At 72.1% G+C, this 26,286-nt stretch carries 15 protein-coding genes and 2 pseudogenes; 11 read left to right on the top strand and 6 right to left on the bottom strand.

Annotated elements, in window-relative coordinates; translation table 11 throughout:
- Nucleotides 1–14 precede the first annotated feature (14 nt).
- The 4 genes from AWQ68_RS05530 to AWQ68_RS05545 are packed head-to-tail and all read left to right on the top strand — an operon-like array spanning nt 15 to nt 5,675.
- Nucleotides 15–1,508, top strand: coding sequence for an amino acid permease (locus AWQ68_RS05530; RefSeq protein WP_066935728.1), 1,494 nt, complete (start codon nt 15–17; stop codon nt 1,506–1,508).
- Nucleotides 1,505–2,950: an FGGY family carbohydrate kinase gene (locus AWQ68_RS05535; protein WP_066935740.1), complete on the top strand. Its 1,446-nt coding sequence runs from the start codon at nt 1,505–1,507 to the stop codon at nt 2,948–2,950. The genes AWQ68_RS05530 and AWQ68_RS05535 overlap by 4 nt, the downstream gene beginning before the upstream one ends.
- Entirely contained in the window at nt 2,947–4,410 is a 1,464-nt protein-coding gene (locus AWQ68_RS05540) for an NAD(P)/FAD-dependent oxidoreductase (protein ID WP_245655763.1), read from the top strand. Before AWQ68_RS05535 ends, AWQ68_RS05540 begins: the two co-directional genes overlap by 4 nt.
- Entirely contained in the window at nt 4,407–5,675 is a 1,269-nt protein-coding gene (locus AWQ68_RS05545) for an NAD(P)/FAD-dependent oxidoreductase (RefSeq protein WP_066935741.1), read from the top strand. Before AWQ68_RS05540 ends, AWQ68_RS05545 begins: the two co-directional genes overlap by 4 nt.
- Before the next feature lie 199 nt (nt 5,676–5,874).
- Here the strand turns inward: AWQ68_RS05545 and AWQ68_RS05550 are convergent, their stop codons facing one another.
- The gene (locus AWQ68_RS05550) at nt 5,875–7,266 is read right to left on the bottom strand and encodes an MFS transporter (protein ID WP_066935749.1); all 1,392 of its coding nucleotides are present in this window, start codon (nt 7,264–7,266) and stop codon (nt 5,875–5,877) included.
- Between AWQ68_RS05550 and soxR the strand changes: the two are divergent.
- From soxR to AWQ68_RS05565, 4 genes and pseudogenes are all read left to right on the top strand, one after another.
- Nucleotides 7,265–7,741 (top strand): annotated as a pseudogene (soxR, locus tag AWQ68_RS44645) (redox-sensitive transcriptional activator SoxR); the annotation flags it as partial. The gene AWQ68_RS05550 and the pseudogene soxR overlap by 2 nt on opposite strands.
- 24 nt (nt 7,742–7,765) lie before the next feature.
- Nucleotides 7,766–8,050 (top strand): annotated as a pseudogene (locus AWQ68_RS44650) (transposase); the annotation flags it as partial.
- Nucleotides 8,051–8,149: 99 nt separating this feature from the next.
- On the top strand, nt 8,150–8,650 hold the full coding sequence (gene ybaK / locus AWQ68_RS05560) for a Cys-tRNA(Pro) deacylase (RefSeq protein ID WP_066935753.1): 501 nt from the start codon (nt 8,150–8,152) through the stop codon (nt 8,648–8,650).
- A gap of 91 nt (nt 8,651–8,741) precedes the next feature.
- Entirely contained in the window at nt 8,742–10,133 is a 1,392-nt protein-coding gene (locus AWQ68_RS05565) for an amidase (RefSeq protein WP_066935757.1), read from the top strand.
- A 7-nt stretch (nt 10,134–10,140) separates the two neighbouring features.
- Here AWQ68_RS05565 and AWQ68_RS05570 read toward each other — a convergent pair whose 3' ends face one another.
- Nucleotides 10,141–10,674 (bottom strand): hypothetical protein, encoded by a 534-nt coding sequence (locus AWQ68_RS05570; protein ID WP_157544952.1) that lies wholly within the window; start codon nt 10,672–10,674, stop codon nt 10,141–10,143.
- 253 nt (nt 10,675–10,927) lie between these two features.
- Between AWQ68_RS05570 and murA the strand changes: the two genes are divergently transcribed.
- Together murA and AWQ68_RS05580 are read left to right on the top strand one after the other, a co-directional pair.
- Entirely contained in the window at nt 10,928–12,232 is a 1,305-nt protein-coding gene (murA, locus tag AWQ68_RS05575) for a UDP-N-acetylglucosamine 1-carboxyvinyltransferase (protein ID WP_066935763.1), read from the top strand.
- A 103-nt stretch (nt 12,233–12,335) separates the two neighbouring features.
- Nucleotides 12,336–14,654 (top strand): transglycosylase domain-containing protein, encoded by a 2,319-nt coding sequence (locus AWQ68_RS05580; protein ID WP_066935766.1) that lies wholly within the window; start codon nt 12,336–12,338, stop codon nt 14,652–14,654.
- Between the two features lie 63 nt (nt 14,655–14,717).
- Here the strand turns inward: AWQ68_RS05580 and dnaE are convergent, their stop codons facing one another.
- Both dnaE and AWQ68_RS45930 read right to left on the bottom strand, forming a co-directional pair.
- Nucleotides 14,718–18,236 (bottom strand): DNA polymerase III subunit alpha, encoded by a 3,519-nt coding sequence (gene dnaE / locus AWQ68_RS05585; RefSeq protein WP_066935768.1) that lies wholly within the window; start codon nt 18,234–18,236, stop codon nt 14,718–14,720.
- Between the two features lie 112 nt (nt 18,237–18,348).
- A complete protein-coding gene (locus tag AWQ68_RS45930; RefSeq protein ID WP_084463679.1) occupies nt 18,349–19,311 on the bottom strand; it encodes a chorismate mutase in 963 nt (320 codons plus the stop codon).
- A 288-nt stretch (nt 19,312–19,599) separates the two neighbouring features.
- Between AWQ68_RS45930 and AWQ68_RS05595 the strand changes: the two genes are divergently transcribed.
- Entirely contained in the window at nt 19,600–21,810 is a 2,211-nt protein-coding gene (locus AWQ68_RS05595; RefSeq protein WP_066935771.1) for a serine/threonine-protein kinase, read from the top strand.
- A gap of 66 nt (nt 21,811–21,876) precedes the next feature.
- On the opposite strand, the gene AWQ68_RS05600 is transcribed toward AWQ68_RS05595, so the two are convergent.
- Entirely contained in the window at nt 21,877–23,298 is a 1,422-nt protein-coding gene (locus AWQ68_RS05600) for a M1 family metallopeptidase (RefSeq protein ID WP_066935774.1), read from the bottom strand.
- A 140-nt stretch (nt 23,299–23,438) separates the two neighbouring features.
- Nucleotides 23,439–26,255: a M14 family zinc carboxypeptidase gene (locus tag AWQ68_RS05605; RefSeq protein WP_218006778.1), complete on the bottom strand. Its 2,817-nt coding sequence runs from the start codon at nt 26,253–26,255 to the stop codon at nt 23,439–23,441.
- Nucleotides 26,256–26,286 lie beyond the last annotated feature (31 nt).

Consider the following 26,286-nt stretch of genomic DNA (forward strand, 5'->3'; position numbering starts at 1 on the left):
GCAGGAGACGATCCATGTCCCATCGTTCCACGCCCGCGCCCGGGGTCACGACCGGGAGCGACAGCGCCGCCGACGAGGCGATCTCGCACGCGGGATACTCCCAGCAGTTCAAGCGCACCCTGAAGTCGTTCGAGTCCTTCGCGGTCGCCTTCTCGTTCATCTCGATCACCACCGGCCTGTTCTCGACGTACGGCACCGTGCTCGGCAAGGGCGGACCGGCCGGCATCTGGACCTGGCCGATCGTGGGCGCGGGCACCGTGATGGTGGCCCTGGTCTACGGCATGCTCGCCAGCCGGATCCCGCTGTCCGGATACAGCTACCAGTGGGCGAGCCGGCTGGCCTCGCCGGTGCTCGGCTGGTGGTTCGGCTGGGTGTCGTTCGCGTTCCTCGCGATCGTCGCCGTCGCGGTCGACTACGGACTCGCCCAGACGGCGCTGTTCCCGCTGTTCGGCTGGACCTACACCCCGCTCAGCGGCGCGCTGGTCACCGCGGTCGTGCTTCTCGTGCAGATGGTGCTCATCATCTGGTCCACGCCCATCACCACCAAGATCAACAACCTGGCGGTGAGCGCGGAGATCGTCGCGATGATCGGGCTCACTCTGCTCATCGCCGGGTTCGCGATCTTCGGCGGCCACGCCGAGTGGTCCAACCTGACCTCGACCGGCGTCGCCTCGCAGGACGGCTACTTCGGCTGGCTGGGGCCGTTCATGCTCTCGGCCCTGCTCGGCGCGTTCACCCTGGTCGGCTGGGAGTCGGCGGCCAACCTCGCCGAGGAGACCATCAACCCCAAGAAGGTCGTCCCCCGGGCCATGGTCCGCGCGATCCTGCTCAGCGTCGCCATCGGCATGGTGTTCCTGATCGTTGTCACCGCCGCGCTCGGCACGGACGTCGCGGGCGTCACCGCCTCCTCCGCCCCCGTCGCCCAGGTCGTCGAGAACGTGGTCGGCGCCGGCGTGGCGCGGGCCTTCCTCGTCGTCGTGAGCGTGGCCATCTTCGCCTGCGGCCTGGTCATCATGGTGAGCTGCAGCCGGCTCGTGCACGCCATGGCCCGCGACGGCCGGGTGCCGTGCTCCGCCGCGCTGAGCCGGGTGCCGCGCGCCACCGGCGGCCCCACCTGGGCCACCGTCGTCGCCGCCGGCGCCTCGATCCTGATCGTCCTCACCTTCTCCGGCAACGCCGACGCCCTGGGCGAGCTGCTCGGCGCGGGCACGCTGATGCCCGCCATCCTGTACGCCGGGACCGTCGCGCTCTACCTCGGCACCCGGCGCAAGTACCGCCCGCAGCCGGACGACTTCCGGCTCGGGAAGTGGGAGAAGCCCGTCGTCGCGGGCGCCGTCGTCTGGCTGCTCATCGAGCTGAGCATCTTCCTGATCCCGTCCGACTTCCGCATGGCGCAGCTCTACGCGCTCGGCTCCCTGGTGCTCGGCGCCGTCGTGTTCCTGATCGTCTGGGCCACCCGCAGGGACCGGCTGACCGCCGAGCCCGGCATGGGGGTGGACGCGCTGTGACCACCGTTCTCGCCATCGACCAGGGGACGTCCGGCACCAAGGCCGTCGTCGTCGGGCCGGACGGCGCCGTCCTGGCGCTCGCCGAGGTGCCCGTACGGCCGGCGTACCTGCCCGGGGGCCGGGTCGAGCAGAACCCGCAGGAGCTGCTCGACTCGGTGCTCGCGGCGGGCCGCCAGGCGGTCGCGCAGGGGGGCCGGCCGATCGACGCGGTGACCCTGGCCAACCAGGGCGAGACCGTGCTCGCCTGGGACCCGCTGACCGGGCGGCCGCTGACGACCGCGCTGGTGTGGCAGGACCGCCGCGCCGAGGACGTCTGCGCCGAGCTGGCCGACCAGGCGGACAGGGTCGCGGAGCTCACCGGGCTCGTGCTCGACCCGTACTTCTCCGCGCCCAAGATGGCATGGATCCGGCGCAACCTCACCTCCGAAGGGGTGGTGACCACCAGCGACACCTGGCTGATCCACCATCTGACCGGCGAGTTCGTGACCGACGCCTCCACCGCGAGCCGGTCGCTCGTGCTCGACCTGGACGTCGTGGACTGGAGCCCCGAGCTGCTGCGCCTGTTCAAGCTCGACGGCGAGCGGCTGCCGCGGATCGTCGCGTGCGACGAGGTCGTCGGCACCACCCGGGCCTTCGGCGGGGAGATCCCCGTCGGCGGCCTGATCGTGGACCAGCAGGCCGCCCTCCTCGCCGAGGGCTGCCTGCGGCCCGGCGAGGCCAAGTGCACGTACGGCACCGGCGCGTTCCTGCTCGCCAACACCGGCGAGCGCGCCGTGCGGTCCACCTCCGGCCTGACCACCTCCGTGGCGTGGCGGGCCAGGGGCGGCACGCCGTACTGCGTGGACGGGCAGGTCTACACGGCGGCGTCGGCGGTGCGCTGGCTCGGCGACCTCGGCTTCATCGGGGGCGCCACCGACCTGGACGCGATCGCCGCGCCCGACAGCCAGGGCGCGCTGTTCGTCCCCGCGCTCGCCGGGCTCGCCGCGCCCTGGTGGCGGCCGGACGCGACAGCCTCGTTCCTCGGCATGACGCTGTCCACCCGGCCCGGGCACCTGGTGCGCGCCGTGCTGGAGGGCGTGGCCGCGCAGGTGGCCGACCTCGCCGAGGTGGTCGCCCGCGACCTCGGCGCGTCGCTGACCCGGCTGCGGGTGGACGGCGGCCTCACCCGGTCGGCCACGCTGATGCAGGCGCAGGCCGACCTCGCCCAGATGCCGGTGGACGTCTACCCGTCGCCGCACGCGACCGCGCTCGGCGCCGCCGCCATGGCCCGGCTCGCGGTCGATCCCGCGCTGGGCCTGGAGGAGGCGGTGCCCGCGTGGACGCCGTCCATGACGTACGAGCCGCGCTGGACGGGCGAGCGGGCCGCCGAGTTCCTGGCCCGATGGCGCCGGGGCGTGGACGCGGCCATGGACAGGGCGGATCTGACGGGGAGTGAGGCATGAACACGCGGCAGATGAGGTACGGCCCGCTGCCGGTCGAGAGGGTCGACGTGGCGGTGATCGGCGGCGGGGTCGTCGGCGCCGCCGTGGCCCGGGCGCTGTCGGCGTACGAGCTGTCGGTCGCCCTGGTCGAGGCGCGTGCCGACGTCGGCGACGGCACGAGCAAGGCCAACACGGCCATCCTGCACACCGGGTTCGACGCCAAGCCCGGCACGCTGGAGTCCCGGCTGGTACGGCGCGGCTGCGAGCTGCTCGCCGACTACGCGACCAAGACCGGCATCCCGGTCGAGCGCACGGGGGCGGTGCTGGTCGCCTGGACCGAGGAGGAGCTGGCCGCGCTGCCGGGGCTGGCCGCCAAGGCGGCCGAGAACGGCTACGAGCGGTGCGAGATCGTCGACGCCGAGGAGGTCTACCGGCAGGTCCCGGCGCTGGCGCCGGGCGCGCTCGGCGGGCTGACCGTGCCCGACGAGTCGATCATCTGTCCGTGGACCACCACGCTGGCGTTCGCCACGGAGGCGCTGTCCCGCGGGGCGTACCTGCTGCTCAACACCAGGGTCGAGGGCGTCGAACCGCCCTCCGGCACGGCTGACACGGTATTGCGGACCAGCCGGGGCACGCTGCGCGCGGGCTGGGTCGTCAACGCCGCCGGGCTCGGCTCGGACGTGATCGACGGCCTCTTCGGGCACAAGCGGTTCACGGTCACCCCGCGCCGGGGCGAGCTGTTCGTGTTCGACAAGCTCGCCCGGCCGATGGTGAACCGGATCGTGCTGCCGGTGCCCAGCTCGCGCGGCAAGGGCGTGCTGGTCAGCCCGACGATCTACGGCAACATCATGCTCGGCCCGACCGCCGAGGACCGGGACGACCGGACCGACACCTCCACCTCCGAGGACGGCTTCGCGTTCCTGCTGGAGAAGGGCAGGAAGCTGATGCCCGCCCTCCTGGAGGAGGAGGTCACCGCCTCGTACGCGGGCCTGCGCGCGGCCACGGAGCACGGCGACTACCAGGTGTTCCTGGACGCCGGGCAGCGCTACCTCGTGCTCGGCGGCATCCGCTCGACCGGCCTCACGTCGGCCATGGCGGTGGCGGAGCACGCGCTCGGCCTGCTGGGCGAGGCCGGGCTGCGGCTCGACGCCAAGGCGACGCTGCCGGACCCGCCGCGGATGCCCAACATCGGCGAGGCGTTCCCGCGCCCCTACGAGCGCGCGGACCTCATCGCCGAGGACCCGGCGTACGGCACGGCCGTGTGCTTCTGCGAGCGGGTCACCGAGGGGGAGATCAGGGACGCGCTCGCCTCGCCCATCCCGCCCGCCGACATCGACGGGCTGCGCCGCCGTACGCGGGCGCTGATGGGCCGCTGCCAGGGCTTCTTCTGCGGAGCCGAGGTCGAGAAGCGCCTGTGCGCCGGGGTGGCGCGGGAGCACGGGGAGAACGGGGACACCGAGAAGACGGGGGAAGCGCAGTGAGCGGCACGAACGGCGTCGCGTCGGACGTCACGACCGAGAGCCCGGACGTCGCCGTCGTCGGGGCCGGGCCGTCCGGACTGACCGCGGCACGGGAGCTCGCGGCCTCGGGGCTGGACGTGCTGGTGCTCGACCGGGAGCGGCAGGCCGGGGGCATCCCCCGGCACAGCGACCACACCGGGTACGGCCTGCGCGACCTGCGCCGGGTCATGAACGGCCCGGCGTACGCGCGGCTGCTCGCCGAGCGGGCGGTCGAGGCGGGCGCCCGCGTGCGGACGTCGGCGATGGTCACCGGCTGGGCCGGGGAGCGCTCCCTCGACGTCACCACCCCCGAGGGCCGGATCCGGGTGGACGCCAGCGCGGTCGTGCTGGCCACCGGCGCCAGGGAGCGGCCCCGTACGGCACGGCTGGTGCCGGGCGACCGGCCGCCCGGGGTGATGAACACCGGCCAGCTCCAGAACCTCGTCCACCTGCACCACCGCGAGGTCGGCACGCGGGCCGTGATCGTCGGCGCGGAGCTGGTGAGCTGGTCGGCGGTGCTGACGCTGCGCGAGGCCGGGTGCCGCACCGTGCTGATGACGACGGAGCACCCGCACGCGGAGTCCTACGCCGCGTTCAGCGTGCCGGGCCGGGCGGTGCTGCGGGTGCCGGTGGCGACGCGGACCCGGGTGGCCCGGATCATCGGGCACCACGCGGTGGAGGCGGTCGAGGTCGAGGACCTCGCCACCGGGGCGCGGCGCACGGTGCCGTGCGACACGGTGATCTTCACGGGCGACTGGATCCCCGATCATGAGCTGGCCCGCGCCGCCGGCCTCGCCCTCGACCCCGGCAGCAAGGGGCCGCTGGTGGACAACGCGCTGCGCACCAGCCGTCCGGGCGTCTTCGCGGTGGGCAACCTGGTCCACCCGGTGGACACCGCCGACGTCGCGGCGCTGGACGGCCACCACGTGGCCCGGCACGTACGCGACTACCTGGCGGGCGTCCTGCCGCAGGGTCCGGGCATCCCGCTGCGGGCGGAGGCGCCGTTCACCTGGGTGTCCCCCGGGCTGATCCGTCCCGGAGCGGGGACGCCTCCGCGCGAGCGGATCCTGCTGTGGTCGGCCGAGCAGCGGCTCGTCGCCCGGGTCGAGGTGACGCAGGACGGACGGCGGATCGCCCGCCGTACGCTCCCTTGGCCGGTCTCCCCCGGCCGGGTCTTCCGCGTGCCGTCGTCGCTGCTGTCCGGCGCCGATCCGCACGGCGGCCCGATCACCATCGCGCTGGCGTGACCGACGGCCCGCCTCCGCCACGGAGCACACCGGGGGCGGGCCCCCATCGCGCGCACGGCGCGAAACCTCAGCCCAGGCTGTGCCGTACCCAGACGTTGGGCTCGACGTAGGAGGCGTAGTCGTGGTCCGGAACGCAGCGGACCGGCACGAGCGCCTGCGGCACCTCCACCCAGCCGTCGGCGTAGAACCGGATTTCCGGTCACGCCCGGGAGCGGGACGCGCGGGCGGTCAGGCAGCCGAACACGGCGATCAGGGCGAAGCCGAACAGCAGGTAGTGCGCCGAGCGGAGGGTGGACGGCTCCCCGAGGTTGACCAGCACCCCGGCGAGGGCGGAGCCGAAGGCGCTGGCGATGAGCTGCACGGTGTTGATCGCCGTGGTCGCCCGGCCCGCCTCCTCCTGGTCGTCCGTGCTGCCCATCACCGCGGTGGCCAGGTGCGGGAAGGCCATGCCGATCCCGGCTCCGGCGATCATGTACGTCACGATCCACAGGATCATGGTCGGCCCGCCGGCGTTCTCCGCCTGCAGGAGCCCGGTGAGCGCCAGGCCGGTGGCGAGCACGGCGGGCCCGGCGACGCGGATCCGCCGGATCGTCGCCGGGCGGACGGCGTTGGCGCTGAGGAACTGGGCCGTGGACCAGCCGAGCGACAGCGCGGCGCCGAGGAACCCGGCCGCCAGCGGCGCCAGGCCGCCGAGCCGCTGCCCGAACAGGGGGATGAAGGTCTCGGCGGTGGAGCCGATCGCGAGGACGACGATCGTCAGATAGATCCACTTCAGCGGCGAGCCGCCCGAGAACGTCAGGGCGGGCAGCACCCGGACCTCCGCGCGGCGCTCGTGGAGGAGGAACAGCGCGACCAGGGCGAGCGCGCCCGCGACGGCGAGCGCGGTGAACGCTCCGCGCGGCAGGACGCCGGCCAGGCTGATCAGCGCCGCCGCCCCGGTGAGCAGGGCCAGCGACGTCCCGGGAATCGGCCCGGTGGCGACGCCGCGTTCGCCACGCGGCAGCGCCCTGGGCACGATGAAGGCGATCGCCACGGCCAGGGCCGCGAGCGCCCCGAACGCCAGCCGCCACGCGCCGATCTGGGCGAAGAGCCCGCCGAGCGCGGGCCCGACGAAGGCCCCGATCCCCCACATCGCCGACACGAGGGCCGCGCCCCTGGTCCAAAGGTGCGGGGGCAGGGCGGAGCGCATGACGGCGAGCCCCAGACCGGCGAGGAGCCCGCCACCGAGGCCCTGGATCGCGCGCCCCGCGAGCAGGAGCTCCATCATCGGGCTCGCCGCGCAAATCACGGTGCCGAGCGTGAAGGCGCCGAACCCCGTCAGGTACGCGCCGACGGCCCCGCGCGACGCAAGAATCCTGCTGACGAGCATCGAGGAGATCACCGAGGCGATCAGGAAGACCGTCGCGTTCCAGGCGTAGAAGCGTTCCCCGCCGATGTCGCGCACCGCGGTCGGGAGCAGGCTGGTGGTCACGTAAACGTTGATCGCGTAGAGGGCGACCCCGCCGGCGAGGACGACGGACGTCCCGATATGTCCAGGGCCGAGCAGCTCGCGCCAGGTCCCGACCCTGGTGCCGTCATCAAGCAAAGTCATGCCAGGGACCTTAGAATCTCAAGCGCACCTGAGGTCAACTGGAGGTCCGGTGAACCGGAGATCCGATGAATTGCTCTCCGTCGGCGACGTCTCGCGCCGCACCGGTGTGGCCGTCTCCGCGCTCCACTACTACGAGCAGCTCGGGCTGATCTCATCACAGCGGACCGCGGGGAACCAGCGCCGCTATCCGCGGCACATGATCCGGCGCGTCTCCCTGATCCTGGTGTCGAGGCGGCTCGGCATCTCACTGGCCGACGTGCGCGAGGCGTTCTCCGGCCTGCCGCACGACCGGGCGCCGAGCCCGCGCGACTGGGCGCGGATCTCCCGCCGCTGGGACGACCGGCTGGCGGCCAAGAGGTTCGAGATCGAGCAGCTTCGCCGCGAGCTTCTCGGCTGCATCGGATGCGGCTGCCTGTCGATGACGTCGTGCACCCTCCTGAACGCGCAGGACGTCCTTGGAGGGCGGGGCCGCGGGCCGCTCCGGCTGGGAACGGACCACCTGGAGCTCTCCGCCGGGGCGCCCGGCGGCGAGCCCGAGGACCACCGTGCGGACGGCGACCTGACCGACGACGAGTGGGCGCGGCTGCGGCCGCTGCTGCCGGAGCCGGAGCCCGGCGGCCGGGGGCGCAGGCGGCGCGACCAGCGCCAGGTCGTCGACGGGATCCTGTGGCGCACCCGCACCCGGGCGCCCTGGCGCGACCTGCCCGAGCGGTACGGCCCCTGGCAGACCTGCTACGAGCGGTACCGGCGGTGGGTCGACGACGGCACCTGGCCCCGCGTGCTGGACCACCTCCACCGGCCCGGCGCTGCCTCGGCAATTTCCAGACAGGACGTCTGTTAATTAATTCGAGCCGCCGGAACCGGATGCCCTACCCTTCCAGAGGTGAGCAAGGCCAAGAGCAAGGGCGGGCAGGGAACGCCGGCGACCGTGGCGCTGGCGAAGGCGGCGGTGGAGTTCACCCTCCACCCGTACGAGCACGACGCCGGCGCGCAGGCGTACGGCGAGGAGGCGGCGGACGCGCTCGGCCTGCCGTACGAACGGATCTTCAAGACGCTGGTGGCCGAGACCGAGGTCGGGCTGGCGGTGGCGGTCGTCCCGGTCGCGGGCAAGCTGGACCTCAAGGCGTTCGCCGCGGCGCTCAAGGGCAAGCGGGCCGCGATGGCGGACGCGGCCAAGGTCGAACGGGTCACCGGATACGTCGTCGGCGGCATCAGCCCGCTGGGACAGCGCAAGCGGCTGCCCACGGTGGTGGACGAGTCGGCGCTCGGCTTCGAGACGATCTTCTTCTCGGCCGGGCGGCGCGGCCTGCAGATCGAGACCGCCCCGGCGAACCTGATCGCGCTGACCGGGGCCGTCACCGCCCCCATCGGCAAAATCGGCTGATCCGCCTCGGCGAACCTTGCCATCGCGGAGCGAGGGGCGGTTCCACGAGACTCGGAGGTCCGGCCGCACGACCGTCGATGGGGGCAGCACGATGACCGACCCGCACTACCTGACCGCCACCGAGATGTCGCGGCTCCTGCTGTCGAAGCAGGTCAGCGCGGTCGAGCTGGCCGAGGCACACCTGCGCCGGATCGAGGAGGTCAACGGCCGGGTCAACGCGATCGTCACCCTGACCCCGGAGCGGGCGCTCGACCAGGCGCGGCGGGCCGACGAGGCGCTGGCCCGGGGCGAGGTCCTCGGCCCGCTGCACGGGCTGCCGGTCGCGCACAAGGACCTGGTCGACACCGCCGGGGTGAGGACCACGTACGGCTCCCGCCTGTTCGCCGACCACGTTCCCACCGAGGACGACCTGCTGGTCCGGAGGGTCCGCGCCGCCGGCGGCGTCATGATCGGCAAGACGAACACGCCGGAGTTCGGCACCGGCTCGCACACGGTCAACGAGGTGTTCGGCCTCACCCGCAACCCGTACGACCTGGAAAGGAGCGCGGGCGGCAGCAGCGGGGGCGCCACCGCCGCGCTGGCGTCCGGCATGGTGCCGCTCGCCGACGGCTCGGACATGGGCGGGTCGCTGCGCAACCCCGCCTCGTTCTGCAACGTCGCCGGGCTGCGCCCCACGCCCGGGCGGGTGCCGTCCCTGTCGCGGCAGGCGGCCTGGTTCACGCTGGGCGTTCCCGGGCCGATGGCCAGGACGGTCGCCGACCTGGCGCTGTTCATGCGGGCGATCTCCGGCTTCGACCCCTGCTCGCCGTACGCGGTGCGCGAGGGCGGCGAGGTGTTCGGCGCGAGCCTGGAGATGGACGTCACCCGGGTCAGGATCGCCTACAGCCCCGACCTCGGCGGCCTGCCTGTGGACCCCGAGACCGCCCGGCTCACCGCCGAGGCCGCCGGGACGCTGTCGGAGATGGGGGCCCGGGTGAAACTGGTCGACCTCGACCTGTCCGACGCCGAGGACTGCTTCCGCGTCCAGCGGGCGTGGTTCTACGCGCTCAATTACGGCGACCTGTCCGGCGTCGGCCCCAACGTGGCGTGGAACGTCGAGCGGGGCCGCGAGGTCACCGGCGCCGACCTCGCCCGCGCGGAGCGGCTCCGCACCGCGCTCTACCACCGGATGAACGCCTTCTTCGACGAGCACGACTTCCTGATCGCCCCGGTCAGCCAGGTGCCGCCGTTCCCCGCGGACGACCCGTACGTCACGGAGATCGCCGGGCAGCCGATGCCGGACTACCTGGCGTGGATGCGGTCCTGCTACTGGATCAGCGTGCTGTCGGCCCCGGCGATGTCGGTGCCGTGCGGGTTCACGTCCGATGGGCTGCCGGTCGGCCTGCAGATCGTCGGCCGCCCGTGGGCCGACCTGGACGTGCTGCGCCTCGGCCTGACGTTCGAGCGGGCCACCCGCCGCGGTGAGCGGCGCCCGCCGCTCTGACCGGACGCTAGCCGACGTCGGCCTGGCCCGCGTCGGCCCCGGCCGGCTTCTCGGCGGCGCCCTCGCGGTAGCTCAGCACGAATTCGAGCACCCAGAACACCCCGGCGGCCAGGAGCGCCCAGATCAGCAGCACCCCGTGCGCGGTGAGGCCGAGCGAGACGCTGGTCCGCAGCCCGCCCGGACCAGCGGCCTGGATCGTGGTGCCCGCCGCCGTCGAGCCGACCTGGGAGGCGACGTACGCGCCGAGCAGCCCGCCCCCGGCGAGCCCGAGCACGGCTCCGACGGGGGCGCGCCCGCGCGCCAGGAAGTACCCGACCGCCCCCGAGGCCAGGCCGAGGGCGCCGGTGACGATGGCGAACCAGCCGTCGGCGGCGATGAGCGTCTGCGACTCGGCGTCGGCGAGGAACGGGCCCGATTCGGTCAGGACGAACGTCGACGTGGGCGCGGTCGCCGACCACGCGAACCCGGCCGCCACGCCGAGCGCCGTCAGCGCCAGCAGCGTCACCGCGAACGTGGTCAGTTCCTCTCTCAGATGCCGCACCGTCCCGATGCTACCGGCGTCGTCCATAGTGCTCCCGCCCTCAGCCGGGGGGTGGAACGGTCTCTGCCGGGCGGGTGGACGGGCTGAAACGCCTGTGGAGGGCAGGTAAAGCCACCCACCCGGTGGCACCGCCCGGCGAGGCAGGAAGCCTTGGAGGCGCCGCTTGACGAGGCACGAGCCGAATCCCCGGCCCTGTGGCCGGGGAGCGCGTCAACGACGCGGGACACAGGTGAAACGCGGTTAGTCTTGCCACGTGAGTGAAGAGGTGTGGCACATCGAACCGTCCGGACCGCTGCGCGGCGACGTCGAGGTGCGGGGGTCCAAGAACGCGGTCTCCAAGCACATGGTCGCGGCCATGCTCGGGACCGGTCCAAGCACGTTGCTCAACGCGCCCGAGGTCGGCGAGGTCGGCCTGACCGCGGCCATGCTGGAGGCGCTGGGCATCCACGTGGAGATCACGCCGGGCGAGATCACCATCGAGCGGGGCGCCGAGATCCGGCCCCGGGTTCCGGAGGAGTACACCGGGCTCAACCGGATCCCGATCCTGATGCTCGGTCCGCTGCTGCACCTCGCGGGCGAGGCGTTCGTGCCGCTGGTCGGCGGCGACCCGATCGGGCGGCGGCCGGTCAACTTCCACGTGGAGGCGCTGCGCCTCATGGGGGCCGAGATCGAGGTCGGCGAGACCGGCATCACCGCCAAGGCGACCCGGCTGCGCGGCAACCGGATCACGCTGCCGTACCCCAGCGTCGGCGCCACCGAGACGATCCTGATGAGCGCGGTGCTCGCCGAGGGCAAGACCGTCATCAAGGGCGCGGCGATGGAGCCCGAGGTGGTCGAGCTGGCCCTGTTCCTCCAGCGCATGGGCGCGATGATCGAGATGAGCCCCGACCGGCGCATCGTGATCGAGGGCGTCGAACGGCTGCGCGGCGCCTCCACCTGGCTCGCCGGCGACCGCATCGAGGCGTTCTCCTACCTGGTGGCCGGGCTGGTCACCGGCGGCGAGGTCCGGGTGCACGGCTGCCCGCAGGACCGGCTGGTCACCGCCATCACCACGCTGGCGCGCATGGGCGCGCGGTTCGACATCACCGACGAGTGGCTGACCGCCTCCGCCCCCGCCGGCCTGCGGGCGGCGGCGGTGCAGACCGACACGCACCCGGGCTTCATGACCGACTGGCAGACCCCGCTCATGGTGCTGTTCACCCGTGCAGACGGCATGTCCGTGCTGCACGAGACCGTCTTCGAGAACCGGCTCGTGTACGTCCCGGCGCTGCAGAAGATGGGCTGCGAGATAGAGGTGTTCGCGCAGTGCCTGGGCGGCCCGGCCTGCCGCTACCACGACAGCAACGCCAAGCACTCGGCCGTCGTGCGCGGCGTCTCCAAGCTGCGCGGGGCCGACGTCACGCTGCCCGACATCCGCGCCGGGTTCTCGGCGGTGCTGGCGGCGGCGGTCGCCGAGGACACCTCGACGCTGCGCGGCGTGAACCACATCGAGCGGGGGTACCACCGGCCGTTCGAGCAGTTCAACTCCCTCGGCCTGAAGATCCGCAGGGGGAAGTGACCTCCTCCCCGAGCCGATCCCAGCCCGAGACTTTGCCCGGAATTCGGTAAAAGCCCCGCGCGCCCTCGTTCCGCGAGCGGCGCGCGGTCGTAGTCATGACCTTGTGACGAATCGACTCGCGTACGCCGGCGCCCTCGGAACGGCCGGCGCGCTCGGCGGCGTCCTGGTCGCCACCATGGCCCTCCCGCTAGTGGGCGGCGTCGGGCTGGGCGCCAAGGAGGCGGCGAGCGGCTTCACCGAGGAGCTGCCCACTCCGCCGGAGGACCCGCTGCCGGAGATGACCCGGGTGCTGGACCGGCACGGCAAGCAGATCGCCCAGTTCTACACGCAGAACCGGCAGTCGGTGCCGATCGGCCGGATCGCCCCGGTGATGCGGCAGGCGATCGTCGCGATCGAGGACGCCCGCTTCTACGAGCACGGCGCCCTCGACGTCCGGGGCACCTTCCGGGCGCTGGTGACCAACGCCCAGGCGGGCGGCATCCGGCAGGGAGGCTCCTCCCTCACCCAGCAGTTGGTGAAGAACCTCCTGGTCAACCACGCCGAGACCGACCAGGAGCGGCGGCTCGCCCAGGTGCAGAACGTCGACCGCAAGCTCACCGAACTGCGGTACGCCCTGGCCCTGGAGCGCAAGTACACCAAGGACCAGATCCTCGAGCGCTATCTCAACATCGCGTACTTCGGGGCCGGCGCGTTCGGCATCCAAGCGGCGGCGCAGCGGTTCTTCGGGGTTGACGCGTCCCAGCTGACGCTGTCCCAGGCGGCGACGCTGGCCGGAGCGGTGCGCGCGCCGTACACCACCGACCCCTCGCTGGGGGACCGGCAGCGGCAGGCGCTGCGCGAGCGGCGCGACCTTGTGCTGGAACGGATGGAGGAGCTCGGCGTGATCCGCCCGGCCGCGGCGCGGGCGGCCAGGTCCAAGCCGCTGCACCTCGACATGCAGTCGGCCGGCGGCGGCTGCGGCCAGAGCCGCTACCCGTACTTCTGCCTGTACGTGCAGCACGAGATCCTGACGAACCCCGCGTTCGGCTACACCACGACCGACCGGGAGCGGACGCTGCGGCGCGGGGGCCTCGTGCTGCGCACCACCCTCGACCCGCGGGCGCAGCGCTCCGCCGAGCGGGCCATCGCGGCGCGGGTCGCGCCCACCGACCACGAGGTGGCGGCGGAGGCGATGGTCGAGCCCGGCACCGGCCGGATCCGCGCCCTCGCCGCGAGCAAGCACTACGGCAACAACCCCGGCGATCGCAAGAACGGGCCCAACACCACCTACAACCTGCCGGCCGACCAGGCCCACGGCGGCGGGCAGGGCTTCCAGGCGGGCTCCACGTTCAAGGCGTTCACCTTGGCGACCGCGCTGTCGCAGGGCTGGCGGTTCGGGCAGGGGTTCGAGACGCCGGGCCGGTTCGTCCCGCGTGAGGGGTACACCGACTGCTCCGGCAAGCCGGTGAACGACCCGCACGCGCGGATCTTCAACGCGGGCGGCGAGGGCTCCGGCGGGCCGTACAGCCTGGAGCTGGGCACGTGGAAGTCGGTGAACATCTTCTTCATGAAGCTGGAGCGCCGGGTCGGGCTGTGCAACGTCGTCAAGACCGCGCGCAGGCTCGGGATCGAGCGGGCCGACGGCGGTCCGCTGCGCGAGGTGCCCACCTTCACCCTCGGCGTGAACGAGATGGACCCGACGACCGTGGCCGCCGCCTTCGCCGCCTTCGGGGCCCGCGGGCGCTACTGCCGGCCGGTCGCCATCACGGAGATCGTGGAACGCGACGGTACCCGCGTCCCGGTCCCGCCGAGTTGCTCGCGGGGGCTGGAGCCGGAGGTCGCGGACGCCGTCAACCACGTGCTGCAGGGCGTCTTCACCCGGGGCACGATGCACGGGCAGTCGATCGGACGGCCGGCCGCGGGCAAGACCGGGACGAACAACGGCTACACCTCGGCGTGGTTCGCCGGGTACACGCCGGACCTGGCCGCCGCCGTCAGCGTCGGCGACATGCGCGGCTCGTACCGGTTCCCGCTGACCGGGGTGACGATCGGCGGACAGTACTACGGATCCGTCCAGGGCGCCTCGCTGCCCGGCCCCATCTGGGTGAAGTCGATGATCGGGGCGCTCCAGAAGACCCCGCCGAGCGAGTTCGTCCGGCCGGACATGGCGAGGTTCGGCGGCGGCTTCACGCCCGGCCTCAAGGAGATGCAGGAGGCCGCGCGCAAGAAGGCGCTGGAGGCCCGGCGCAGGGCTGAGCTCAGGGCGCACCGGGGCCCGCACGACCGGAACCTGCCGGACCTCTTCCAGCTCCTTCGTGGGGCCCAGCAGGCGCTGACCGGCGAGCAGGCGCCGCCGGCCGACCAACCGGTCCCGGCGCCGCCCGATCCCGCGATCGAAGGGCCGGGCCTGGCCGAGCCGCCCCGCCTCATCCCGCGCCGATAGGTCACGGCCCCGGCGTGTCCACTGAGGTGTGGACGCGCCGGGACCGCCGTGGGCGGCGCTGCCTCAGGCGAGGCAGGCGGGGCCGAGCAACTGCTTGAGGTCGCCCATGAGGGCCGGAGACGGGGTGACCCGGAGCCGGTCGTCGAGGCGCATGACCGTGGTGCGCGGCCCGTTGTGCACCTGAAGGTGGACCTCCGTGGTGCCCGGGTGCGTGGTGAGCACCTCCTTGAGCCGTCCCACGACCGGCGGCGTGCAGCGGGCGACCGGCATGCTCACCACCAGCGGCCCGCCCGCCTCCACGGTGAGGTCGGGCGCGGCGACCTCCATCGCGATGATCTTCGCGACGTCCTCGCGCTTGTCCACCCGCCCCTTGACGAAGACGATCGCGTCCTCGGCCAGGATCGTCGCGCACAGCTGGTACGTGGACGGGAAGATCATCACCTCGATGGCGCCTTCCAGGTCCTCCAGTTGGGTGAGGACCCAGGTGTCGCCCTTCTTGGTCACCTTGCGCTGCAGCCCGGACAGGATGCCGCCGACCGTGACGATCTGGCCGTCGGGGCGGCTCTCGTCCTGCAGCGACGCGATCGAACAGTCGGCCCCCGAGGCGAGGATGTGCTCGACGCCGAGCAGCGGGTGGTCCGAGACGTACAGGCCGAGCATCTCGCGTTCGAACTGCAGCAGGGTGGTCTTGTCCCACTCCCCCGGCGGGATCTGCACGTCGAAGGTCTGGTCCTCGCCGCCGTCCACCGCGCCGAACAGGGAGTCCTGCCCGATCGCCTCGTTCTTCTTGATGTCGATGATCGCGTCGACCGCCTGCTCGTGGACCATCACCAGGCCCTTGCGCACGTGGCCGAACGAGTCGAACGCGCCGGCCTTGATCAGCGACTCGATGACCCGCTTGTTGCACACGATCGCGGGGACCTTGCGCAGGAAGTCCTTGAAGTCGGTGAAGCGGCCCTTCTCCTTGCGCGCGGCGATGATGCCGTCCACGACGTTGCCGCCGACGTTGCGGATCGCCGAGAGCCCGAAGCGGATGTCGGACCCGCGCGGGGTGAAGTCGAAGTCGGAGTCGTTGACGTCCGGCGGGAGCACCTTGATGCCCATGCGGCGGCACTCGTTGAGGTAGAGCGCCGACTTGTCCTTGTCGTCCTTGACCGACGTGAGCAGGCCCGCCATGTACTCGGCCGGGTAGTTGGCCTTGAGGTAGGCGGTCCAGTACGAGACCAGCCCGTACGCGGCGCTGTGGGCCTTGTTGAACGCGTAGTCCGAGAAGGGGACCAGGATGTCCCAGAGGGTCTTGATGGCAACGCCGGAGTAGCCGTTGTCCTTCATGCCCTTTTCGAAGTTCTCGAACTGCTTGTCCAGCTCGGCCTTCTTCTTCTTGCCCATCGCGCGGCGCAGCAGGTCGGCGGCGCCGAGCGAGAACCCGGCCACGCGCTGCGCGATGGCCATGACCTGCTCCTGATAGACGATCAGGCCGTACGTCGTGCCGAGGATGTCCTTCAGCGACTCCTCGAACTCGGGGTGGATCGGGGTGATCTCCTGCTGGCCGTTCTTGCGCAGCGCGTAGTTGGTGTGCGAGTTCGCGCCCATCGGGCCGGGGCGGTAGAGCGCGCCCACGGCGGAGATGTCCTCGAAGTTGTCCGGCTTCATCAGCCGCAGCAGCGACCGCATGCCGCCGCCATCGAGCTGGAACACGCCCAGGGTGTCACCCCGCCCGAGCAGCTCGTACGTCTTGCGGTCGTCAAGGGGGAGCTTGAGCAGGTCGATGGCGGACCCGCTGTTCGCCTCGATCATCTTCAGGCAGTCGTCGATGATCGTGAGGTTGCGCAGGCCCAGGAAGTCCATCTTGAGCAGGCCGAGCGTCTCGCAGGTCGGGTAGTCGAACTGCGTGATGATCGCGCCGTCGGAGTCCCTGCGCATGATCGGGATGTAGTCGGTGAGCACCTCGGACGACATGATCACGCCCGCGGCGTGCACGCCGGTCTGCCGGATCAGGCCCTCCAGGCCCTTGCCGAGGTCGATCGTGGCCTTGACGTCCACGTCCTCCTCGTACAGCTTGCGCAGCTCGCCGGCCTCGTTGTAGCGAGGGTGATCCGAGTCGAAGATCCCGGAAAGCGGGATGTCCTTGCCCATCACGGCGGGCGGGAACGCCTTGGAGATCCGGTCGCCCAGCGCGTACGGGTAGCCCAGGACGCGGCCCGCGTCCTTGACGGCGGCCTTCGCCTTGATCGTGCCGAAGGTGGCGATCATGGCGACCTTGTCCGCGCCCCACTTCTCGGTGACGTACCGGATGACGTCACCGCGCCGACGCTCGTCGAAGTCGATGTCGACGTCGGGCATCGAGACGCGCTCGGGGTTGAGGAACCGCTCGAAGATCAGGCCGTGCGGCAGCGGGTCGAGGTCGGTGATGCCCAGCGCGTACGCGACGAGCGAGCCGGCCGCGGAGCCACGGCCCGGACCGACCCGGATGCCGTTCTCCTTGGCCCACATGATGAAGTCCGCGACCACGAGGAAGTAGGACGGGAACCCCATCTGGAGGATGATCCCGATCTCGTACTCCGCCTGCCTGCGGTGCTCCTCGTCGTATCCCTCGGGCCAGCGGCGGTCCATGCCGGCCCAGACCTGGGCGCGGAAGTAGCCCTCCTCGCTCTCGCTCTCGGGGATCGGGTAGCTCGGCATCAGGTTCTTGAAGCCGAACATCCCGGACGGATCGACCTTCTCGGCCACCAGCAGCGTGTTGCGGCAGCCCTCCTGCCAGAAGTCGGAGGAGTCGACGCCGCGCATCTCGTCGGCGGTCTTGATGTAGTAGCCGGAGCCGTCGAAGCGGAAGCGGTCGGGGTCGGAGAGCTGCTTGCCGGTCTGGATGCACAGGAGGGCGTCGTGCCCGGCCGCGTCGGACTCGTACGTGTAGTGGGAGTCGTTGGTGACCAGCGGCGGGATGCCGAGCTCGCGGCTGATCCGGATCAGGCCGTCGCGGACCCGGCGCTCGATGTCGAGGCCGTGGTCCATGACCTCCAGGAAGTAGTGCTCCTTGCCGAAGATCTCCTGGTATCTCGCGGCGGCCTTGAGCGCCTCGTCGTACTGGCCGAGGCGCAGCCGGGTCTGGACCTCCCCGGAGGGGCAGCCGGTCGTCGCCATCAGGCCGTCGGCGTGCTCGGCGAGCAGCTCGGCGTCCATCCGCGCCCACTTGCGGACGAACCCCTCCGTGTAGGCCCGGGACGAGAGCTTCATCAGGTTGCCCAGGCCGGTCTTGTTCCGGGCCCAGATGGTCATGTGGGTGTAGTAGCCGCCGGCCGAGACGTCGTCGCTCTTCTGGTGCGGCTCGCCCCACAGCACCGGCTTCTTGCGCATGCGCGACTCGGGCGCGACGTACGCCTCGATGCCGATGATGGGCTTGACCCCGGCGCCGGTGGCCTGCTTGTAGAAGTCGTAGGCGCCGTGCATGTTGCCGTGGTCGGTGATCGCGATCGCGGGCATGCCCAGCTCGCCCACGAGTTTGAACATCTGCTTCAGGCGCGCCGCACCGTCGAGCATCGAGTACTCGGTGTGGACGTGCAGATGCACAAACGAATCACCCATGTGACCCCCAACTTCCCGGCGTCTCGCTTCCTGCGCGTCAGAGCCTACGCGCGATTCACCCCACCGGTTACAGCGGACACGTAGATCTCTCCGGCATCAGCGCGGGGGTCAGTCAGGCCCGTGCACGCTCCTCTTCCGCGAGGTGGAGACCGGCCTCGATCACCGCGTTCATGACCGGGGCGAGCCGTGCCTCGCCCAGCCGGGGGGCGCGGTGCGCCATGGCCGCGACCAGGCGGCGCTCCCGCTCCATGTCCCGCCCGGCGAACCCGCCGACCGGCTTGAGCCGCTGCACCGTGCCGGCCAGCGCGACGCGCCGCTCCAGGATGGTGGCGAGGGTCGCGTCCGCCCGGTCGATGGCGGCCCGCGCCCCGGCGAGGGTCCGCGGGGCCTCCTGCCGTACGAGCGCGGCCAGCACGGTCGCGGCCTCCGTCGCGGCGGCGACGGCGGCTCGCGGCGCGTCCGGCGCGAGCAGCAGGCCGTCGGCTCCGGCCGCGACGGCCGCCCCCGCGAGCGCGGCGTCGTGCCCGAGGGCGGCGAGGACCGGGCGGCCCGACCGCTCCCCCGCCGCGCGCATGAGCGCGAGGTCGAGCACCGCGGCCGAGGCGTGCGTACGGCTCCCGCTCTCGCACAGGACCACCTGGTCGTTGCCCTCGGCCACGCAGTAGTCGATGATCGCCAGCCACTCGTCCAGGGTGGCGGCGGGGCCGCGCTGCACGACCACGGGGAGGCCGAGCCCGGCCACCGCGCGGACCAGTTGGAAGTCCTGCATCCAGGCCGCCCCCACCAGCACGCCGTCCGCGCCGGCGGCGACCGCGTCGAGGTCGGCGGCCGAGAACGGCTCGACGAGCAGCGGTCCGCGCCGGCTCGCGCGCGCCTCGGCGATCGCCTCGCCCGCGGACCGGCGGCCGTGGCCTCCGCGCAGGCTGATCCAGCGGGCGTCGTCGCCGCCGATCACCGCGACCGGCAGCCCCTCCCCCACCGACAGGGCGCCGATCCGTACGGCGGCGCGGGTCTCGGCGGCCCGCGCGGGCTGGGACGCGGCGGACTCTGGCGTCGCGGCGGCGGTCTGGGACATGTCGGCTCCTCGGATAGGCCGGCCCCTGGACCGGCTCGTTGACAACGAAAAAGGCAGAGACGCTCGTCTCTGCCTCAGCCGGCTCCGGATGGTCGCTAGATCACGCGCCTGCGACCGGCCCTCCCGGAGCCGGCTGCGTAAACGTGAAATAGCGAGCCATGCATCGACCTTACCAGCCATGCTCCGCGAACCGGACCGATCCGTCTCAGATATCGGACACACCCTTATCCGGCCGGGTTGATCCCTTTGTCATCCATGGGACGATCTATGCGTCCAGGAGGGGATTTGATGGCGCATGCGGAAGGCCGGCTGGTCGGCGGCCGGTACCACCTGATCGAGCCCATTGGCCGAGGTGGCATGGGAATCGTCTGGCGGGCCCACGACGAGCTGCTCGACCGGATCGTTGCGGTCAAGGAGGTCCGTTACGACAGCGCGATGGGCGACCAGCTCGACGAGCTCAACCGCCGGACGATGCGCGAGGCGCGCGCGGCCGGGCGGCTCACCCATCCGAATGTCGTCGTCGTCCATGACGTCATCGAAGAGGACGACCGGCCCTGGATCATCATGCAGCTCGTCCCCTCCCGCTCCCTCGGACAGGTCATCAGGGAGGACGGGCGGCTCTCGCCCGAGCGGACCACCGAGATCGGGCTGCAGGTCCTGGACGCCCTCAAGGCCGCCCACGCGCAGGGCGTCCTCCACCGTGACGTGAAGCCGGAGAACGTGCTGATCACGGACGACGGGCGGGTGGTGCTGACCGACTTCGGCATCGCGCGCCTGGAGGCCGACTCCACCATGACCAGGACCGGGCTCATCGGCACGCCCGCGTTCATCGCCCCGGAGCGGCTGCGCGGCGACCCGGCCCAGCGCGAGTCCGACCTGTGGTCGCTCGGCGCCACCCTGTACGCCGCCGTGGAGGGCAAGCCCCCGCACGATCGCGGCATGCCGATGGCGACCATGCACGCGGTGCTCAACGAGTCCCCCGCCCCCGCCGTACACGCCGGGGAGCTGCGGGTCGTGCTGGAGCGGCTGCTGGAGAAGGAGCCCGCCGACCGGCCCGGCTACGACGAGACGGCCGAGCTGCTGCGGCGCGGCGCCGCCGGTACGGCACTGCCGAAGGGCGGGTCCGCCGCGGCGGCCGGGAAGGATCCGGGCCGGCCCGGGGGCCGCGTCATCCCGGAGACGGGCCAGAGCGGCTGGGACGGCGGCGCGGGGGCGGCTCAAGCCCGGCAGCCGTACGAGCGGGCGGGTTCCGGGGCGGACGACGCGTTGTCGGATGGCGACACCGAGCCGGAGCTCCCGCTGCCCCTGCTCGCCGAGGCCGAGCCGGAGACGCCGGGCGGCGATGCGTCGCGCAGTGTGGGACCCGGTGTGAAGGGCCCCGGGAGCGCGCCGGAAACCACGGGAGCGTCGGACGACGCCGACTCCGGCGCGGCGAAGCCCGCGCAGGAGACCAGGAAGTTCGCCGGGCCCACGCCCGGGACCGCAACGCCGGGAGCGAGAACGTCCGGAACCGGCACGCCGGGGACCGGCGCGTCCCGGGCGGCGACCCCGGCGGGAACTAGCGGGAGCGGCACGCCCGGAGCCGTGAGCGGTCCCGCCGCCGCCGGGACGGGATCGTCCGCGCCGGCCGATCGCGGCTCGTTCGAGGCCGCCACGCCGGCCCGTACGGCGCGGCCGGTCTCCGAGGTCCCGACCGCGTACTCCGCCCCCGGCGCCACGGACTCCTCCGCGGCCGGCTCGCTGTTCTCGGCGAACCGCGGGGAGCCCGCGGCGGCGGGCGGCCAGGAGGCGACCCAGCTCAGCTCATGGAGCGGCGGGCCGGCCGCCCCGGCCCGGCGGCCGGTGCCGCTGCTGCGCGCGGCGCTGGTGATCGTCCCTGCCCTGCTGGTCGTCGCGAGCGTGGCCGGCTACATCGGCCTGCGCCAGGCGGAGCAGCAGGCCCCTCCGGTGGGCGGCGCGGGGCTGAACACCGCCGCCCCCGGGAAGAGCTCCACGGACCCCTCACGCCCGCCGACCTCCCCCTCGCCGTCGCAGACCCCCTCGCCCGTGCAATCCACCGAGATCCCGAAGGGCTGGAAGCGGTACACGGACAAGGCGGGCTTCTCGATCGCGCTGCCCAAGGGCTGGAAGGAGTACAACCGGGACAGCGGCAACGTCTACTTCCGGGGCTCCGACCGGAGCCAGTACCTGCAGATCGGCTACACCAGCACCCCCGGAAACGACGCGCTGAAGGACTGGAAGAACCAGGAGAAGAGCGCTCGATACAGATTCGGCGGCTACAAGCTCATCGGCATCAGGAAGGTGGACTACTTCCTGGACGCCGCCGACTGGGAGTTCACCTGGCGGCCCTGGAGCGGCGATGCGCGCGTGATCAACCGCGGTTTCGTCACCGACAACCACCACGGCTATGCCATTTTCTGGAAAACGAAGGTCAAGCGCTGGAAGAAGGACTACCACTACTTCGAGACGTTCACGCGCACGTTCACGCCCGCCAAGTGACGGGCCGGCTGGCCCGGCCGGCGGCCCCTGAGGGAGGAGAGGGCGCCACCGGCCGGGCCAGGCTTCTCACCAGGAGGCGGGCTTGCCCTTCTGGAAGACCCAGACGTCGAAGAAGGCGGTCAGGTTCATGCCCGACGCCTTCTCCGCGCTACGGATGAACGCGGCCGTGTCCGTGTTGCCGTGCCGGTGCTCGGCGGCCCAGTCCTTGATCAGCTTGAAGAACGCCGTGTCGCCGATCTTGCCGCGCAGCGCGTGCAGCGTCATCGCCCCCCGGTTGTACGGCACGTTGCCGAACATGTCCACCGGGCCGGGGTCGGCCAGCACCGTCTGCCAGAACGACGACGTCGCCGCCCGGCCGTAGTTGCTGGAGCTGTTGAACGTCTGCTGCGCCGTGGTGCCGCCGGTGTGCTCGGTCCAGAGCCAGGTGGCGTACGTCGCGAAGCCCTCGTTGAGCCAGATGTCGGACCACTTGGTCGGCGTCACGCTGTCGCCGTACCACTGGTGCGCCAGCTCGTGCGCCATCGTGCCGACGCTCGGGGCGCTGGAGAAGATCGGCTTCGTCTGGGTCTCCAGGGCGTACCCGACGTTCGGCGCCCGGTCGATGATCGCGCCGGTGGACGAGAACGGGTACGGCCCGAAGACCGAGGAGAAGTACTCCATGATGTCCGGGATCTTGGAGACGGCGTTCGCCGACTGGGTCACCAGGCGCGGGTCCACCGCGGTGTAGATCGGGATGCCGCTCGGGGTGACCGACTCGGTGACGGTGAAGTTGCCGATCGTCACCGTGGCGAGGTACGTCGCCATCGGCTCGGCCGAGTCCCAGACGAAGGTGGTCTTGCCGTTCTGGGTCGTCTGCGAGACCAGGCGGCCGTTGCCGACCGCGGTGATCCCCTCGGGGACGGTCGCGTGGAAGGTGAAGGTCGCCTTGTCCGTCGGGTGGTCGCTGCCGGGGAACCAGGCGGGGGCGCCCTGCGGCTCGCCGGCCACGAACGCGCCGTCGTCCGTGGGCACCCAGCCCTCGAGGGAGCCGTCCGGGTCGGTGATGACCGGCGGCGTCCCGGCGTACTTCACGGTGACCGTGAAGACCTGGCCGGACTTGAGCTTCGGACGCGGCGTGACGATCAACTCCTGGCCGTCCCGGGTGAACGCGGCCGGGTGCTTGTCGACCTTGAGCTCGCTGATCTCCGGGCCCCGGAAGTCGAGGTCGAACTGGTCCAGGTCCTGGGTCGCGACCGCGGTGATCGTCGTGACGGCGTCCATGTGCCGCGTCGCCGGGTCGTACGTGAAGGCGATGTCGTAGTGCCGCACATCGAAGCCGCCGTTGCCCTGGTCGGCGAAGTACGGGTCGCCGACGCCCGCCGCGCCGGCCGAGTACCGGGGCGCGCCCGGGGCCCCGGGGGCGGCGAGCGCGGGCTGGGCCGCCGGGGCGCCGATCAGAGCGCCGGCCGCGACGGCGAGGGCCGCGCCGCGGAGACGGGAGATTCGCATGAAGGTCCTTCCAGACGGTTCCGGCCGGTTGGGGGGACCCGGCCGGAACCGCCGTGCTCGGGAATGCGGGTTCAGGACGGTCCTGAGCCCGGAGAGGGTGGTCGGTTCCCCGGGCCGGGATCCCGGCCCGGGGACGAGGGTCAGCCGACGACCGAGCGCAGCGGGATGCCCGCCCCGTTCAGATCGTGGACCATGTCGCGCAGGAAGGGGTGCTCGTCGGCCGCGAGCCCCTCCGGGTTCGGGATCGTGATGTACGTCGACCCGTCCGCGGAGGCCGTCCGCGCGGTGTCGGTGTACGTCCGGACCACGGCCTCGGCCCGGCTCGCGTCGCCGTCGGCGACCTGGATCACGATGGGCCGCCACTCCCCGGCGAGGTCGTCCGCCGGGGCCGTGGCCGCGTCCGCGCGCAGCGCCTCCACCTTGCCGGCCGGCGTCGCCGCGAGCGTCCGCGCGGCACCGGTCTTCGCGGAGGGAAGGAGCAGCGCGTTGGCGACGAGATGGATGCCGTTCTCGTTGTACGCGCGGAACAGCGGGTTGTAGGCGAACAGCACGGCGTGCCCGGCGCCGGTCGGCTCGTCCACCAGCGCGACCGTGCCCTTCAGCGCGTCGGCCTTGGTCGTGTAGCCGTTGGACCAGAACGCGCCGTCGGACGGGTAGGTGAGGATGTTCGCGCCGGTGACGCTCGGGTTCAGGATCGGGTCGCCGTTGTTGAACTGGAAGTCCTCCGCCGGGCGGCCGAGGGCGACCTGGCTCGCGGTGTCCACGTTCACCCGGAAGTGCGAGCCGATGACCTGGTATCCCGTCGGCTTGGTCTTCTCGGTGGTGGAGGTCAGCCCCGCCGTCCTGGCGACCCGGGTGCCCTCGTTGCGCAGCCCGACGTACGTGCCGCCCGCGGCCACCCACGCCTTGAGGTTCGCCAGGCCCTGGGCGGTCAGGCCGCCGTTCGCGCTGCTGCCGTCCGGCACCAGCAGGACGCTGCGCTCGGTGAACGCCGCGGTGTTGCCGTTGACGTCCGCGGTCGTGACCGGCTTGACGCCGAGGCCCCAGCGCTCACCGAGGACGTAGCGCGCCTCGCCGTACGAGCCGGAGGTGGTGGAGATGCCCGTGCCGGCGAACAAGCCGACGTCGGGGACGCGCAGCGGCGTCCCGGACGCGGCTCCCGCCCGGCCCTCGACCGCCACGCCGTACGAGCGGGCCAGCTTGTCGAGGTCGCCCCGGTTCACCGCGCCGGCGGGCAGGCTGACCACGCCGGTCGCGAGGTCGCGCGAGAGCGCCACGCCCTGGCCGAGGAGGCGGAACGTGAGCTCGGAGGCGGCGGCCGAGTCCATCGGGTAGGAGTAGGAGCCGTTGGTCGGGGCGGCCGAGACGACGCCACCGTCCATGCCCTTCACCGCGTCGACCTTCGGCGACAGCGCGTCGCCGGTGGAGACGGTCGCGACGCCCATCAGCAGCGGGTTGCTCCAGGACGACACGTCATAGAAGTAGGGGAACGGCACGTAGGGGTCCTGCGCGATCAGCGCCTGGATCCAGTGCTTCTGCGGCTGGTCCATCGGGATCCAGTACGCCCCGGCCGGCACCGACAGGTTCTTGACCGTACGGCCGCCGAAGACGTCGGCGTTCGGCACGGTGACCGGCTGCTTGAGGCGGTAGACCTCGACGTCCATCGCGCGCAGCCGCTCGACCAACCGCCGCACGTCGCCGATCTGGCGGTCCGGCAGCAGGAAGTACGACCGTACCTTGACGTCCGCCACCGGGAACTGGACGGTGTTGGTCGGCTGCACGACCTCGTTGGGCTCCAGCGTGCCCGCCTTGCCCTGCTCGATCGCGGTCTGCCAGATCTTGTAGTAGCCGTCCAGGATCTCGCGCCGGTTGTCGGCCGCCCAGCCGGTCGTGGCCCACTGCGTGTTGAACTGCTGCTGCACGCGGTCCTCGACGGCCGAGGCGCTGCCCTTCTCGAACGTCATGCCCGCCGCGCCGAAGCCGGTGGCCGGCACGGTGTCGCCGTACCCCATGTAGAACATGTCGTACGTGGCGTAGTTGAAGTAGCACTCGGTCGTGACCGCGCCGCCACAGGCGCCGTTGTAGCCGAAGCCGGCCGCGTTGGCGGCGCCGATGCGGTTGATCCAGTCCACCGGCTGCGCGGGGATCTCGTGGTGGATCGGGTCGGCGTTCGGCGGGAAGAAGTACTGCCGCCCGCCCATCTCGTGGGCGTCCACGAAGACCTGCGGCGGATACTCCCGCAGCATCTCGATCTTGCCGCCGGTCTCCGGCTGGGTGCGGGCGAACCAGTCCCGGTTGAGGTCGAAGCCGTACTCGTTCTGGCGCCGGTTCGCCTCGCGGCCGTCCGGGTTCTGGGTCGGCACGATGACGGTGACGAGGTTCTCGTTGCGCTTGGCCACGTCGCACGAGAGACCGCCGGCCAGCTCGTACAGCGTGCGCAGCGCGGCGTCGGCCCCGCTCTTCTCACCGCCGTGGACGTTGCCCGCGATCCACACGATGGCCGGGCCGTCCTCGGCGATCCTGGCCGCCTTGTCCGCATGCAGCGACCTGGGGTCGCGCATCGAGCGGATCTGCGCGGCGATCTTCTTGAGCTGTCCCGGCACCATGTGGTGGCGGCTGGACACGATGGCGTAGGGCAGTTCCTGGCCGGTCACGCTGTGCGCGACTGTGCCGGTGACCACCCGGTCGGAGGCCCGTCCCACGGCCTCGACGTACGTCCTGATCTCGTCGGCGGTGACCGTACGGGGCTGGCCCTTGCCGAGCGGGAAGCCGAAGAACTTCTCGGGGCTGGGCACCGAGGCCACGTGGGCGCCCGGGTCGGAGACGCACTGGCCGCCGCCCGGGTCCGCGTACGCGGGCGAGCTCACCGGCGCGACGAGGGTGGCCAGCGCGAGGGCCGCCACTCCGGCGACCTTCGTGAACGTGGATCGTCCGCACATCGTTGTGCGTAACCGCATGATCTTTTCCTCCGGGGGGTAAGAGGTGCTG

Source organism: Microtetraspora fusca (assembly GCF_001570365.1).
Classification (GTDB): domain Bacteria; phylum Actinomycetota; class Actinomycetes; order Streptosporangiales; family Streptosporangiaceae; genus Microtetraspora; species Microtetraspora fusca.